This window comes from Allobosea lupini (assembly GCF_900109525.1).
GTDB classification, from domain to species: domain Bacteria; phylum Pseudomonadota; class Alphaproteobacteria; order Rhizobiales; family Beijerinckiaceae; genus Allobosea; species Allobosea lupini.
In genome coordinates this window covers 267,836-282,142 of sequence record NZ_FOAN01000005.1, presented here as the reverse complement: position 1 = coordinate 282,142, position 14,307 = coordinate 267,836, and the positions used below count along the sequence as shown (strand labels likewise).

The following is a 14,307-nucleotide window of genomic DNA, read 5'->3' as shown; positions in this document are numbered from 1 at the left end:
CTGCAACGTATCCTTACTTGATCGGCTCGGCCGCGGAGGAGGCGAGGGCGGGCGGGGTGCTGCGCCGGCCGAGCTTGCGCTCGCCGACGCCGAGCTGGATCAGGCTGATGCCGAGGGCCATCACCACGATCAGCACCGAGGAATAGGCGATGGCGAGACCGAACTCGCCGGCTTCGACGCGGCCGACGATATAGGCGGTGGCGAGATTGTACTCGGCCGAGACCAGGAAGATCACGGCGCTCACCGTCGTCATGCTGCGCACGAAGCTGTAGATCAGCGCGGCGACGAGGGCCGGGCGCAGCAGCGGCAGCACCACCCGCCAGAGCGTGGTGAAGCTGCGGGCCGACAGCGTCGCCGAAGCCTCGTCCAGGCTCTTGTCGATCTGCGACAGCCCGGCGATGCCGGAGCGCACGCCGACCGGCATGTTGCGGAAGACGAAGGCGATGACCAGGATCAACCCGGTGCCCGTGATCTCGACCGGCGGCACGTTGAAGGCGAGGATATAGGCGACGCCGAGCACGGTGCCGGGAATGGCGAAGCTCAGCATGGTCGCAAATTCGAGCGCGCCACGTCCGGCGAAACGCTGGCGCGTCAGGAGATAGGCGGTGAGCAGGCCAATGATCGCGGTCAGCGGCGCCGAGATCGCCGCGAGCTTCAGCGTGGTGAAGAAGGACGGCCAGGCCGAGCCGTCGAAATAGAGCCCGCGGCTGAAGTCGATCGAGAAGCCGGTGATGTAGTGCTGCAGCGTCGGGGTGTGGTCGCGCCCCATCGTCTTGACGAAGCCGCCCATCAGGATGACGACGTAGATCACAGCGGTCAGCGCCACCCAGGGCCCGATCACGAGGGCCGAAATCCAGGTGATCCGGCGCGGCAATGGCGTCGGCAGGCCGGAATCGCCCTTGCCGGTGACGGTGGTGTAGGATTTTCCACCGAGCCAGTATTGCTGCGCCCAGAAGGCGGCGAGCGTGAAGCCGAGCAGGACGATGGCGAGCACCGCCGCCTGGCCCTGGTTATGTGCGGCGCCGACCACGGCGAAGAAGATCTTGGTCGAGAGCACCTCGAAATTGCCGCCGAGCACTAGCGGATTGCCGAAATCGGCCATGCTCTCGACGAAGCCGAGCAGGAAGGCGTTGGCGAGGCCAGGGCGCAGCAGGGGCCAGGTCACGGTGCGGAAGGTGGTCCAGCGCTTGGCGCCGAGCGTCTGCGAGGCCTCTTCCAGGCTCGGCGCGATGCCCTGCACGACGCCGATCAGCACCAGGAAGGCGATCGGTGCGAAGGCGAGGACCTGGGCGAGCAGCACGCCGGGCAGGCCGTAGATCCAGCGCGAGCGCGGAATGCCGAACCAGTCGAACAGGAATGTCGAGAACAGGCCGGAGCGGCCGAAGAGCAGGATCAGCGCCAGGCCGATGACGAAGGGCGGCGTGATGATCGGCAGCACGGTGAGCAGGCGCATCGCCCGCTTGCCGGGCATGCCGGTGCGCAGGATCAGAAGGGCGCAGGCGAGCCCGAGCAGGGTGGTGATCAGCCCGGTCAGCACCGCCAGGATCAGCGTGTTCCAGGCGACGCCGCAATTGGTGTTGGCGGACAGGCAGCCCAGCCCCCAGATCGTCGAAGAGAACAGGCGCTCGACGAACTTGCCGAGGACGATGGCGCCGCTGGAATCGACCAAAGCGCTGCGCAGGATCACTGCGACCGGCAGGAAGATGAAGGTGACGATCAGCATGATGACGATGCCGATCGAGGACGTGGTGAAGAGGTCGCCACGGCACAGGCCGCGATAGGCAAGGCCGTGGCAGAGCAGCAGGAGCAGCGAGACAAGCGTGACGAGCGCGCCGAAGCCCATGCCGGGTTGCGATGCGCCAGCCCCGCCGAGCAGGGCGGCCAGCGCCGGCATGCCCTGGTCCTTGAGCGTGACGGCGAAGCCCTGGGCGAAGAAGACTGCGAGGCCGGCAAAGCCGATCCAGGCCAGGAGCTTGCCGGTGGCGGCATTTTCCTGCCGGAGGCTGAGCAGGCTCGCGAGGAGAAGGGCGATGCCGACGGGCAGGAGCCAGGGCGCAGCCCCCGAGAGCACGAGCGCCAGCGCCGTGCCGGACTTGCCGAACGGATAGCCGGACAGGCTCATCCCCTCGGGCAGATACCAAGGGATGAGCGCATAGCCGAGCCAGCCGGCCAGCAGCGCAAGCCTCGTCGCGGGACGCATCGTCTCTCGCCTCTCGTCTCAGATGTCAGAGGTCAGCGTGCGCTCACTTGCACGATCACTTCGGCAGCGCCTTGATCTCCTTGTCCCACTTGGTCAGCAGCCGGACCCGCTCGGCCGAGGAGCCGTATTTGACGAAGTCGTACTTGATCAGCTTCATGTCCGACATCTTCGGAGCCTGGGCCGGAACGGGCGCGTTCTTGTTCGACGGCACCTGATAGGACTTGGCCGGTGCGGCAAGCGCCTGGGCGGCCGGGGTCAGGGCCCAATCGTAGAACTTCTTGGCGTTGTCGAGATTGCGCGCGCCCTTGACGATCGACATCGAGCCGATCTCGTAGCCGGTGCCCTCGCAGGGGGCGACGGCCTTGATCGGGTCGCCCTGCACGGCGAAGACGACGGCGTCATGGATGAACACGATGCCGACGGCGGTCTCGCCGAGGCTCGCCGCCTTGGCAGGGGCGGCGCCCGACTTGGTGTACTGGCTGATGTTCTTGTGCAGGGCCCTGAGATAGTCGAAGCCCTTGTCCTCGCCCATCAGCTGCACGACCGTGGCGAGCAGGTTGTAGGCGGTGCCCGAGGAGTTGGGGTCTGCGACCTGGACGTCGTCCTTCAGCTTGGGATCGAGCAGGTCGGCCCAGCATTTGGGCTCGTTGAGGCCCTTGGCCTTGATCTGCTGGGTGTTGTAGCCGAAGCCGAGAGCACCGGCATAGATGCCGACCGAACGCTTCTTGGCGGCCTCCCACTGGGCCAGCGCCCATTCGTGCAGGTCCTTGTTGGCGGGCGATTCGTATTCCTGGGTCAGGCCTTCCTCGGCCGCCTGCAGATGCGGGTCGCCGGTGCCGCCCCACCAGATGTCGCCGCGCGGATTGGACGATTCCGCCTTGAGCTGGGCGTAGATCTCGCCGGCGGACTTGCGGGTCATCGCGACCTTGATGCCGGTTTCCTTCTCGAAGGCGCCGCTCATGGCGCGGCACCATTCCTCCTGCACGCCGCAATACATGACGAGCGAGCCCTGGGCCTGGGCCGGAGCGGCGGCGAAGGCCGCGCTCGCGGCGGCGGCGAAAAGTCCGGCGCGAAGCCAGTGGTGTTTCTGCATGGTCTTCCTCCCGATATCTGGTTCTGTCTGTTCTTGTTGGGTCGATAGTGACCGGTCGTCGGCAAAGATCAACGGCTATTGTGCCGGCTTACTATTCCGGTGATGCGTTCCAGCTCGCCCGTCAGCTCCGGGGTGCAGCATAGCACCGGGTTGCCGGCCTTGATCGCATCGCCCGCGAAGAAGTCGTTGGCGTCGGCGCCGGCCTCGGTCGCGATCACCAGTCCGGCAGCGACGTCCCAGGCATTGATGTGCAGTTCGGCATAGGCTTCGGTACGGCCGATCGCGACATGGCAGAGGCCGAGCGCGCCGGAACCCGAGCGCTTGACCGAGGCGCCGGCGGCGAAGCCGCGGCCGACCGTGGCGAGATAATCCTCGGTGGGGATGCGGGTCGACCAGCCGAATTCGAGATAGGCGCGGCGGATGTCGGCGGTGCCGGAGACCTTGATCGGCTCGCCGTTCATGGTCGCGCCACGGCCGCGGCGGCCGAGATAGACCTCGCCCAGCGCCGGGGCCGAGATGATGCCGATCTCGGGAATGCCGTTGAGCAGCAGGCCGATCGAGATGCACCAGGTGCGATCGCCGCGGGCGAAGTTCGAGGTGCCGTCGATCGGGTCGATGATCCAGACCGCATCGGCTGTTTCGCCGCCGCCTTCCTCGCCGATCACCGCATCGCTCGGGAAGAGCACGGCAAGGCGCTCACGCAGGAAGACCTCGACCGCACCGTCGGCGACAGTGAGCCAATCCTGCGCGCCCTTCATGCTGATGCCGAGGCTGTCCTTGCGGCCGAAATAGTCGAGCGCCAGGCGGCTCGCCTCGTCGACGAGACCGAGCACAGCGTACTGGCGCAGGTCGAGTTCGGCTGGCGTCATCACAGCGATTCCAGCGAGACGGCGACCGGCTTGCCGGTGCGACGGGATTCTGTCGCAGCATCGGCCAGGATCTGGGCCTTCAAGCCGTCGAGGCCGGAGGGAGAGGGCGCGCGCTTGTCGCGGCAGGCGCTGACGAAGGCGTCGAGCTCGGCGCGATAGGCCGCGGCATAGCGCTCCAGGAAGAAGTTCTGCACGGGGTCGGCGCGGAAGCCGGCGCCGGTCGCGATCTCGACCGTGGTCTCGTGGATGTTGCCGGCGCGCAGCATGCCCTTGGAGCCGTGGACCTCGATGCGCTGGTCGTAGCCGTAAGTGGCGCGGCGCGAGTTCGAGATCTGGGCGATGCGCCCGCTCGCGGTGCGCATCAGCACGGCGGCGGTGTCGACGTCGCCGGCCTGGCCGATCGCGGGATCGACCAAAGCCGAGCCGAGCGCGAAGACCTCGACCGGCTCCTCGGCGAGGAGAAAGCGCGCAATGTCGAAATCATGGATCATCATGTCGCGGAACAGGCCGCCGGAGCGCTTGACGTACTCGACCGGCGGCGGGCCGGGATCGCGCGAGATGACGCTTACGATCTCGATCGCGCCGGCCTCGCCGGCGCGCAGCCGGCCCTCCAGAGCCGCGAAGTTGGGGTCGAAGCGACGGTTGAAGCCGATCATCAGCGGCTTGCCGGACTTCGAGACGACCTCGAGGCAGCGGCGGATGCGCCCGGCGTCGAGATCGACCGGCTTTTCGCAGAACACGGCCTTGCCGGCGGTGACGGCGGCCTCGATCAGGTCGGCATGGGTGTCGGTCGGCGTGCAGATCACCACGGCGTCGATGCCGCCATCGGCGAGGATCGCCTCCGTGCTCGCGACCTTGGCGCCGGACGCCTGGGCGAGCGAGGCGGCTGCCTCGGCGGACGCGTCGGAGAGCGCGACCAACTGCGCATCGGCACGCGCCGCGACGTTGAGCCCGTGAATGCGCCCGATGCGGCCGGCGCCCAGCAATCCAAATCTCATCACGTCCGTCGTCCTGCGGTTCGAGAATGCTCCGGCGGCTCAGTCGTGCGCGCCGAGAATGGTCTGGTCGAAGTCGATATTGGCGCCCGTCATCAGTCCCGATTCGGCCGACGCCAGATAGGCGACTGCCTTGGCGACCTCGCGCGGATCGATCAGGCGGCCGAAGGGGCGGCCGGCCTCAGCCTTCTCCAGCCAGCCATCCTGCGCATCGTGACGCAGGCGCATGATCGCGTCTTCGCCGGGCGTCGCCATCCAGCCGATATTGAGGCCGTTGACGCGGATGCGGTCGGCTAACAGCCCGTAGGCGGCGTTCTTCGTCAGCGTCGCCAGCGCGCCCTTCGAGACGCTGTAGGCGGCCAGGAAGGGCTGGCCGCCATGGGCCGACATCGACTGGATGTTGACGATCGAACCCCGGATATCCTGCCTGCGCATAAGGGTCGCGGCGTCCTGGATCAGGAAGAACGGCGCGGTCAGGTTGACCGCCATGATCCGGGTATAGAGCTCGGGGCTGGTATCGAAGATCGTACCGCGGTCGGTGTCGCCGGCGGCGTTGACGAGGATGTCGAGGCGCCCGAAAGCTTTCTCCGCGGCCGGGATGATCCCGCGGACCGCTTCGAGATCGGCAAGATCGGCGGCTTGGAAGAGGGCGTGGCAGCCGGAGGCCTTAAGGTTGCTGGCAACCGCCTCGCCACGCTCGCGGTTGCGGCCGGTCAGGACGAGGCCGGCAGCGCCGCGCGCGGCGAATTCGCGAGCGATCGCCTCGCCCAGGCCCTGGCTGCCGCCGGTGACGACGGCGACCTTGCCGTCGAGGTCGCGGCGAAAGTCGGTTGGCTCGGACAACGTATGTCTCTCCCTGCGATGCCATTGTCACAATGGCACATTATTTTTATTGCGCTTGACTAATGGAACAAACATTCCATTCTCTGGCGGCGCAAGTCAAGGCCGCGAGAGCCCCTGTTCCCGATGACATCGCCAGTGCAGCAGGAAACGCCTAAGGACGATTTCGACGGCTTCGTCGCCCTGCTGCGCGAGCGGGGGGCGAGCCTGCCGAAACGGCTGCGGCAGGTCGCAGATTATGCGCTCGCCAATCCCGACGACATGGCGCTGAGCACGGCGGCGCAGGTGGCACAGCAGGCCGGCGTGCAGGCTTCGACGCTGGTGCGCTTTGCCCAGGCGCTGAACTATTCCGGGTTCAGCGAATTGCAGCAGCTCTTCCGCTCGCGGCTGCGCCAGCAATTCCCGGATTATCGCGACCGGCTGGCGGCGCTGCGCGACGAAGGCGCGGCCGGGCCGAACATGGCGCAGGTGCTGCTGGACGGCTTCGTCGAGGCCAGCCGCAGCTCGCTGACGCGGCTGCAATCGACCGTGAAATACCATGACGTCGACCGGGCGACCGACCTGCTCGCCGGGGCGGAGACGATCATCCTGGTTGGCGCGCGCCGGATGTTCGCGGTGGTGTCCTATCTCGCCTATGCGTTCGGCAAGCTCGGCATCCGGGCGGTGCTGGTCGACAACATCGCCGCGCTCGGCCCCGAGCAGGCGGCGATCGCGCGCGAGGGCGACGTTGTCGTCGCCGTCAGCTGTGCGCCCTATACGCCGACGACGGTCGGAATCGCGGCGCAGGCCCATGCCAAGGGCATCCCGGTGATCGCGATCACCGACAGCGCGCTCAGCCCGCTCGCCCAGCATTGCTCCCTGTGGCTCGAGGTCGAGGAGGCCGATTACGGCGCCTTCCGCTCGATGTCGGCCACTTTCGCGCTCGCCATGACGCTCGCCGTCGGCACCGCAGAGAAAGCCCGCCCCGATGCCTGAACCCGTGCTCGACCTGATCTCGATCGGCCGCTCCTCGGTCGACCTTTATGGCCAGCAGATCGGCGGCCGGCTCGAGGACATGGCCTCGTTCTCCAAGGCGGTTGGTGGCTGCCCGACCAATATCGCGATCGGCACCGCCCGGCTCGGCCTGAAATCGGCGGTGATCACCCGCGTCGGCGACGAGCAGATGGGCCGCTTCATCCTGGAGCAGTTGCAGCGCGAGGGCGTCGAAACCAGGGGCGTCGTCGTCGATCCCAAGCGCCTGACCTCGCTCGTGATCCTCGGTGTGCGCGACGAGAAGACCTTCCCGCTGATCTTCTACCGTACCGATTGCGCCGATGCGGCGCTCGACGAGAGCGAGATCGACGAGGCCTTCATCGCCTCGGCCAAGGCGGTGGTTGTCACCGGCACGCATTTCGCCATTCCGAACGCCGCCAAGGCGCAGCGAAAGGCGATCGCGCTCGCCCGCAAGCATGGCCGCAAGGTCGTGTTCGACGTCGACTACCGGCCCAATCTCTGGGGCCTTGCCGGGCATGGCGCCGGCGAGGAGCGCTATATCCGTTCCGACAGCGTCACCCAGCATCTCCAGGCGATCCTGCCGGAGTGCGACCTGATCGTCGGCACCGAGGAGGAACTGCACGCCGCCGGCGGCTCGGAGGATACGCTCGCCGCGATCCGCAACATCCGCGCGCTGAGCCAGGCGACGATCGTCTGCAAGCGCGGGCCGATGGGCTGTGTGGTCTTCCCAGGAGCCATCCCTGCCTCGATCGAGGACGGGATCAAGGGGCCGGGCTTCCCGGTCGAGGTCTACAATGTCCTGGGCGCCGGCGATGCCTTCATGTCGGGCTTCCTGCGCGGCTATCTCAGCGACGAGCCGATCGAGACCTGCTGCACATGGGCCAATGCCTGCGGCGCTTTTGCCGTCTCGCGCCTGCTCTGCTCGCCGGAAAGCCCGACCTTCGCCGAATTGCAGTTCTTCCTGAAGCATGGCTCGCCGCACCGGGCGCTACGCCATGACGTGGCGATCAACCATGTCCATTGGGCGACGACGCGCCGGCCGCAGGCGGCGACGCTGATGGCGCTCGCGATCGACCACCGCTCCCAGATCGAGGCGATGGCGGACGAGGCCGGCGTGCCGCGCGAGCGCATCGCGGTGTTCAAGCGGCTTGCCGTCGATGCCGCGGCTCGGATCGCCAAGGGTGCCGAGGGCTTTGGCATGCTGCTCGACGGGAGCCATGGCCGCGAGGCGCTGTTTCGGGCCGGCGATCACGGCTTCTGGGTGGCGCGGCCGCTGGAACTGCCGGGTTCGCGGCCGTTGCGACTCGAAACCGATGCCGACGGTTCGCTCGGAGCCGCGCTGAACGAGTGGCCGGTCGACCATGTCGCCAAGGTGCTGGCCTTCTATCATCCCGACGACGACGCGGCGCTGAAGGCCGAGCAGGAGGCGACCTTGAAGCGCGTCGCGCTCGCCTGCCGGCAGGTCGGCCGCGAGCTGCTGGTCGAGATCATCTGCTCGAAGAACGGTCCGGTTGGCGACGACACCGTGGCGTCAGTCATGCGCCGGCTCTACGACATCGGGATCAAGCCGGACTGGTGGAAGCTCGAGGGGCAGCCGAGCGCAGCGGCCTGGGCGGCGGTCGATGCCGCGATCGCCGAGAACGATCCCTATTGCCGCGGCGTCGTGCTGCTCGGGCTCGACGCGCCGCTGCCGGAGCTGGAGGCTGCGTTCCGGCTGGCGCAGACCGCCAGGACGGTGAAAGGTTTCGCGGTCGGCCGCAGCATCTTCGGAGAGGCCGCGCGCGGCTGGCTCGCCGGCAAGCTCGACGACGAGGCCGCGACCGCGATGATGGCCGAGCGCTTCGGCCGGCTGGTCGACGCCTGGCAAGGCCGCTGAGGAGATTGCGATCATGAGCACGATCAGGCTCACCATGGCGCAGGCGCTGGTGGCGGCGCTTGCCGCGCAGAAAACGGTCGTTGGTGGCCGCACATTGCCGCTCTTCGCCGGCGTCTGGGCGATCTTCGGCCATGGCAATGTCGCGGGGCTCGGCGAGGCGCTGCATGGTGCGCGCGACATCCTGCCGACATTGCGCGCGCATAACGAGCAGGCGATGGCGCATTCCGCGATCGCCTTCGCCAAGGCCTCGCGCCGGCGTCGGATGATGGCAGTGACGAGCTCGATCGGGCCGGGCGCTACGAACATGGTGACGGCCGCCGCGGTCGCGCATGTCAACCGCCTGCCGCTATTGTTGCTGCCGGGCGATGTCTTCGCCGGCCGCCGGCCCGATCCGGTGCTGCAGCAGATCGAGGATTTCGGCGACGGCACCGTCTCGGCCAATGACTGCTTCCGCCCTGTTTCGCGCTATTTCGATCGGATCACCCGGCCGGAGCAAATCATCCCCGCCTTCGAGCGGGCGATGCAGGTGCTGACGGATCCGTCGGAATGCGGGCCGGTGACGCTGGCGCTGTGCCAGGACGTGCAGACGGAAGCCTATGACTACCCGGAGAGTTTCTTCGCCGAGCGGATCTGGCAACCGCGCCGGACGCGTCCGGACGAGCAGGAGTTGGCGCAAGCGGTCGCGCTGCTGAAGGGCGCGAAGCGACCATTGGTCGTCGCCGGCGGCGGCACGCTCTATAGCGAGGCCGAGGGCGAGCTCGCGCGCTTCTGCCTGGCGCACGGCATCCCCAGCGCCGAGACGCAAGCCGGCAAGAGCGCCTTGCCGCATGATAACCCGCTCAATCTCGGCGCGATCGGCGTCACCGGCACTGGCGCGGCCAACGATGCCGCGAAGCATGCCGATGTCGTGCTCGCGGTCGGCACGCGCCTGCAGGACTTCACCACCGGCTCGCGCGCGCTCTTCGCCGATCCGGAGTGCCGGATCATCGGGCTGAACACGCAAGGATTCGATGCCGGCAAGCATGGCGCGCAGCCGCTGGTTGCCGATGCCAAGGCCGCGCTCGCCGAGCTGGAAGCCGCACTGGCGGGGTGGAAGGCGCCGGCAGGCTGGAGCGCGCAGGTGCAGGCATCGCGTGATGCCTGGCTTGAAACCGCCGCGCGTTACACAGCGATGAGCAATCAGGCCCTGCCGAGCGATGCGCAGGTTGTCGGCGCGGTACAGCGCCAGAGCCGGGCGAGCGATGTCGTGCTCTGTGCCGCCGGCGGCCTGCCGGGAGAATTGCACAAGCTCTGGCAGGCCGGCGCGCCCGGCGGCTACCATATGGAATACGGCTATTCCTGCATGGGCTACGAGATCGCCGGGGGCTTGGGGGCCAAGCTCGCCGACCCGGCGCGCGAGGTCTTCGTCATGGTCGGCGACGGCTCCTATCTGATGATGAACTCGGAGATCGCGACCTCGGTGATGCTCGGGGTCAAGCTGACCATCGTGGTGCTCGACAACAGAGGCTTCGGCTGCATCAACCGTCTGCAGAACGCGACCGGCGGCGCCTCCTTCAACAATCTCCTGCGCGATACCCGCCACGAGACGCTGCCGGAGATCGATTTTGCCGCGCATGCCGGCGCGATGGGCGCGATCTCGCGCAAGGTCGCCGGTTTGGCTGAACTCGAGACCGCACTGGCGGAGGCGCGCGGCCATGATCGTACCAGCGTCATCGTCATCGATACCGATCCGCTGATCTCGACCGATGCCGGCGGGCATTGGTGGGAGGTGGCGGTGCCCGCGGTCTCGGTACGCGACGAGGTCAAGGCAGCGCGCAAGCGCTATGACGGCGCGCTTGCCGCGCGCGACAACTGATCAAAGAGGACGACATGCCTATCCGTATCGGCGCCAACCCCATCGGCTGGTCGAATGACGATCTGCAGGACATCGGCGGCGCGACGCCGCTCGAAACCTGCCTGGCCGAGGCCCGCGAAGCCGGCTTCGTCGGCATGGAACTCGGCCACAAATTCCCGCGCGAGCCCAATGCGCTGAAGGCGGCGCTCGATCCGTTCGGCATGGCCTGTATCTCCGGCTGGTATTCGGCCGAATTGCTGAAGCGCGACGCTGATGAGGAGATGGAGCATTTGCGTGCCCATCTCGACCTGCTCAAGGCGATGGGCTCGACCGTGCTGGTCTTTGCCGAGACGTCGAACGCAATCCATGGCGACCGCTCGAAGCCTTTGTCGCAGCGGCCGGTGATGGCAGCCGGCGATTGGGCGCAGTTCGGCCGCAGGATCACCGAGGTCGCCGAGCGCACGCTCGCCGAGGGCGTCCGGCTGGTCTACCACCACCATATGGGCACCATCGTCGAGAGCGAGGCCGATATCGACGCCTTCATGGCCGCGACGGGCGAGGCGGCGCATCTCCTGCTCGATACCGGCCATGCGACCTGGGGCGGGGCCGACCCGGTCAAGCTCGCGCAGCGCTACCGTGCCCGCATCAGCCATGTCCATGCCAAGGATGTGCGCAAGGGCGTGATGGAGCAGGCGCGCAAGGAGGACTGGAGCTTCCTCGACGCCATCCTCGGCAAGGGGCAGGAACTTGGCGTATACACCGTACCGGGCGACGGCATGGTCGACTACCCCGCCGTCTTTAAGGCGCTGCCGGGCTATTCCGGCTGGGTCGTGGTCGAGGCCGAGCAGGATCCGCAGAAGGCGCATCCGTTGACCTATGCCAAGAAGGGCGTCGCCCATCTCAAGCAGAGCCTGAAGGAGGCCGGGCTCGCCTGAGCCTGGATGCGAGCGATGTCGAAGCTGCTGGTCAAGCCGCAGGCGCCCGATGCCGAGGGGCGCATCCATGAGGTCACGCCCGAGACGGCCGGCTGGGAGCATGTCGGATTCGCCGTGCACAAGCTGGCCGCCGGGCAGAGCCTGTCGCGTGAGACCGGGGACAGGGAGCATTGTCTCGTGCTGCTCTCGGGCAAGGTCGCGGCGAGCGCGGCGGGGCAGGATTTCGGCGTGATCGGCGGGCGCTCCTCGCCGTTCGAGCCCGATCCCTGGTCGCTTTATGTGCCGGCCGGCTCGAACTGGAGCCTCACCGCACAGGGACCATGCGAGCTTGCGATCTGCTCGGCGCCGGGTGCGGCCGGGGCGCGGCCTGCCCGCATCATCGGCCCGGCCGATGTCGGTTCGCTGACGCGCGGGGAGGGCAGCAACACCCGCCATGTCCGCAACATCCTGCCGGAGACGGAAGCCGCCGACGGCCTGCTCGTCGTCGAGGTGATCACGCCTTCGGGGTGCTGGTCGAGCTATCCGCCGCACAAGCATGATCAGGACAATCTGCCGGCTGAATCGCTGCTGGAGGAGACCTATTACCATCGCCTCGACCCGCCGCAGGGCTTCGGCTTCCAGCGCGTCTATACCGACGACCGTTCGCTCGACGAGACCATGGCGTTCTCGGATGGCGACGTCGTTCTGGTGCCGAAGGGCTACCACCCCGTCGGCGCGCCGCATGGCTACGAGCTGTATTATCTCAACGTCATGGCCGGGCCAAAGCGGGTCTGGAAGTTCCACAACGACCCTGCGCATGAGTGGATGCTGAAGGCGTGAGCGAGGCGACCGGGATCGAGCTGATCGGCGACGAGGATCTCGCCTATCTCAGGAGCCGCACGGCCTTCGTTGCAGGTGCCGGAATGGCGCTCGACGATAGCTACCGCCTGGCGCATCTGCCGCTGATCGACCCTGCCCATCCCAGGGCGATCGCGCGCAAGGACGGCACGCATTACGACAACGGTCGGCACCCGCCGATCTATTCACTGGTGGTGCCGACGCTGGGCTTGCAGGAGGCGCCGGCTTACCAGGAGCTGGAGCGCGAGCTGCGCGCGTCGCCGTTCGCGGGCAAGATCGCCTGGGACATCGTCAGCCGGCGGCAGGCGAAGCTGCATGCGACGGTGTGCAGCTCGCTGTCGGTCGGTGCGCCGCCGGTGATCGATCCTGCCGCGCTCGATGCGCTGTCGCGCATCGGGCCTGTCGCAATGGAACTGCGCGGCTTGTTCTCGGGCAACGTCAATCGCGGCCGGCTCTATCTGCGACTGTACCCGGAACGCCGCGACGGGCAGAACATGCTCCACCTTCTCCAGCGGGCGCTCGGGCGGCCGACCAGTGATCTCTATGTGGTCGGCATCTGGAACCTGAGCGACGATCTCGACGTGGCCGAGACTGCAGCGCTCGCCGGTCTGATCGAGCGCTGGTGGGACAGGCCGATCCTGCGCTTCACAGCCGACAGCCTGTGGCTGATGGGGGCCAGCGACGACCTCGTGCTCGACTCGCAGATCGTCGAGACACTGAGTCTGGCATAGGCTGCATCTCGTCCTTGGCGCCGTTCCGGCTTGCCTTGCCGGCCTGACAGGTCTACCTCGCGGCCATCGCTTTCTGCCGCCGCTCGCGCGGCTCCGCGATCTCTCGGCCCGCCATCGAGCGCTGCGGCCGGGCAGATCGCTCAACCAACAGGACTGAACATGGCCCGCAAGAAGTCAAAGCCGCTCGACGCGGCCTTCGTACTGTTCGACGTGTTCTATGAGGACGGCTCGCGCAGCTCCAATCGCCGTGTCCCCACCGAGCTGCTCGGCGGGATCGATGGCGACGATCCCGCGCTGGAGGCAATTCAGGAGCAGGACCGCGTGATCGCCGAGAGGTCGGGCAAGCCGCCGCTGACGATCCGGAGTGTTGTGCGGGCCGGCGATGCCGAGAAGCAGGCGGCTCGCCAGGCGGAGAAGGCCTCGCGCCGGGGCTGAGCCGCCCAGTCGATCGGTTACCGCTTGGCCCGGCGGCGGGCGGCAGGTTGCGACTGGCCGCTGCTGCCGCTGCTGCTCAGAAGAGAGCCGATCACGTAGAGCGCCAGTCCGACGCCGACCACAGCGGCAAGGGGCTCGCGCTCGCCGCGACGCATGAGCATCTGGCCGCCTTCACGGGCGTAATCGCGGCCCATGTCGAGATATTCCTGCCCGCGGCTGGCATAATCTCGGCTGCGATCGAGCTGTTCGCGGCCACTGCCGACGAGATCGCGCCCGGCGCGCAGCGCCTGGTCGCTGTAGTCGCGCAGCATGCGTGTCCAGCCTGATGTGTCGGGTTGCCAGCTCGACCGGCGTGGCGTCATCGCCCAGGCGAGCAGGCCCACGCTGACCGCGCCGATGGCAAAGGCCGCGAGCGGGTGGCGGTTGACCGTCTCGACTGCTGCTTCGCCGGTTTCCTGGGCATAGCGGCCGGCGTCGCGCAATGTGTCGCGGGGATCGATCTCGGCCAGCTTCTCCTTGGCCCGTCCATAACCGTCCTTGACGGTTTCTGCCGTGCGATTGGCGAGGTCTGCGGCCCGAGCCGCGACGCTACCCGTCGCACGGTCGATCTCATCCTCGTGCGAGGGTACGTCCGGCGGCAGGCGCTTGTCGTTGTCCATCGTTCGACTC

Annotated in this window: 13 protein-coding genes; 7 read left to right on the top strand and 6 right to left on the bottom strand. The window is 67.6% G+C overall.

The annotated features are described in order from the left end of the window. Positions 1–13: 13 nt before the first annotated feature. The 5 genes from BMZ21_RS16735 to BMZ21_RS16715 form a co-directional block, all read right to left on the bottom strand. Entirely contained in the window at positions 14–2,200 is a 2,187-nt protein-coding gene (locus BMZ21_RS16735) for an ABC transporter permease (RefSeq protein WP_091836618.1), read from the bottom strand. A 55-nt stretch (positions 2,201–2,255) separates the two neighbouring features. Then, entirely contained in the window at positions 2,256–3,293 is a 1,038-nt protein-coding gene (locus BMZ21_RS16730; protein WP_091836615.1) for an ABC transporter substrate-binding protein, read from the bottom strand. Positions 3,294–3,361: 68 nt separating this feature from the next. Continuing rightward, the gene (locus BMZ21_RS16725) at positions 3,362–4,162 is read right to left on the bottom strand and encodes an inositol monophosphatase family protein (RefSeq protein WP_091836613.1); all 801 of its coding nucleotides are present in this window, start codon (positions 4,160–4,162) and stop codon (positions 3,362–3,364) included. Next, complete coding sequence (gene iolG, locus BMZ21_RS16720; RefSeq protein WP_091836611.1) at positions 4,162–5,163, bottom strand: inositol 2-dehydrogenase; 1,002 nt, start codon at positions 5,161–5,163, stop codon at positions 4,162–4,164. The genes BMZ21_RS16725 and iolG overlap by 1 nt, the downstream gene beginning before the upstream one ends. A gap of 36 nt (positions 5,164–5,199) precedes the next feature. After that, positions 5,200–6,000, bottom strand: coding sequence for an SDR family oxidoreductase (locus BMZ21_RS16715; protein WP_091836608.1), 801 nt, complete (start codon positions 5,998–6,000; stop codon positions 5,200–5,202). Positions 6,001–6,123: 123 nt separating this feature from the next. Between BMZ21_RS16715 and BMZ21_RS16710 the strand changes: the two genes are divergently transcribed. The 7 genes from BMZ21_RS16710 (at position 6,124) to BMZ21_RS16680 (ending at position 13,638) form a co-directional block, all read left to right on the top strand. Beyond that, positions 6,124–6,972: a MurR/RpiR family transcriptional regulator gene (locus BMZ21_RS16710; RefSeq protein WP_091836606.1), complete on the top strand. Its 849-nt coding sequence runs from the start codon at positions 6,124–6,126 to the stop codon at positions 6,970–6,972. Next, entirely contained in the window at positions 6,965–8,866 is a 1,902-nt protein-coding gene (locus tag BMZ21_RS16705; RefSeq protein WP_091836604.1) for a bifunctional 5-dehydro-2-deoxygluconokinase/5-dehydro-2-deoxyphosphogluconate aldolase, read from the top strand. The genes BMZ21_RS16710 and BMZ21_RS16705 overlap by 8 nt, the downstream gene beginning before the upstream one ends. A gap of 13 nt (positions 8,867–8,879) precedes the next feature. Next, positions 8,880–10,721: a 3D-(3,5/4)-trihydroxycyclohexane-1,2-dione acylhydrolase (decyclizing) gene (iolD, locus tag BMZ21_RS16700; RefSeq protein ID WP_091836601.1), complete on the top strand. Its 1,842-nt coding sequence runs from the start codon at positions 8,880–8,882 to the stop codon at positions 10,719–10,721. Positions 10,722–10,735: 14 nt separating this feature from the next. Next, entirely contained in the window at positions 10,736–11,635 is a 900-nt protein-coding gene (gene iolE, locus BMZ21_RS16695; protein WP_091836600.1) for a myo-inosose-2 dehydratase, read from the top strand. A gap of 15 nt (positions 11,636–11,650) precedes the next feature. Beyond that, positions 11,651–12,454: a 5-deoxy-glucuronate isomerase gene (gene iolB / locus BMZ21_RS16690; protein ID WP_091836598.1), complete on the top strand. Its 804-nt coding sequence runs from the start codon at positions 11,651–11,653 to the stop codon at positions 12,452–12,454. Then, positions 12,451–13,203 carry a hypothetical protein gene (locus BMZ21_RS16685; protein WP_244543879.1) on the top strand — a complete coding sequence of 251 codons (753 nt, stop codon included), beginning with the start codon at positions 12,451–12,453 and terminating at the stop codon, positions 13,201–13,203. The genes iolB and BMZ21_RS16685 overlap by 4 nt, the downstream gene beginning before the upstream one ends. A 159-nt stretch (positions 13,204–13,362) precedes the next feature. Further along, positions 13,363–13,638 carry a hypothetical protein gene (locus BMZ21_RS16680; protein WP_091836594.1) on the top strand — a complete coding sequence of 92 codons (276 nt, stop codon included), beginning with the start codon at positions 13,363–13,365 and terminating at the stop codon, positions 13,636–13,638. A 17-nt stretch (positions 13,639–13,655) separates the two neighbouring features. Here BMZ21_RS16680 and BMZ21_RS16675 read toward each other — a convergent pair whose 3' ends face one another. Then, positions 13,656–14,297 (bottom strand): hypothetical protein, encoded by a 642-nt coding sequence (locus BMZ21_RS16675; protein WP_091836592.1) that lies wholly within the window; start codon positions 14,295–14,297, stop codon positions 13,656–13,658. Positions 14,298–14,307: the final 10 nt, after the last annotated feature.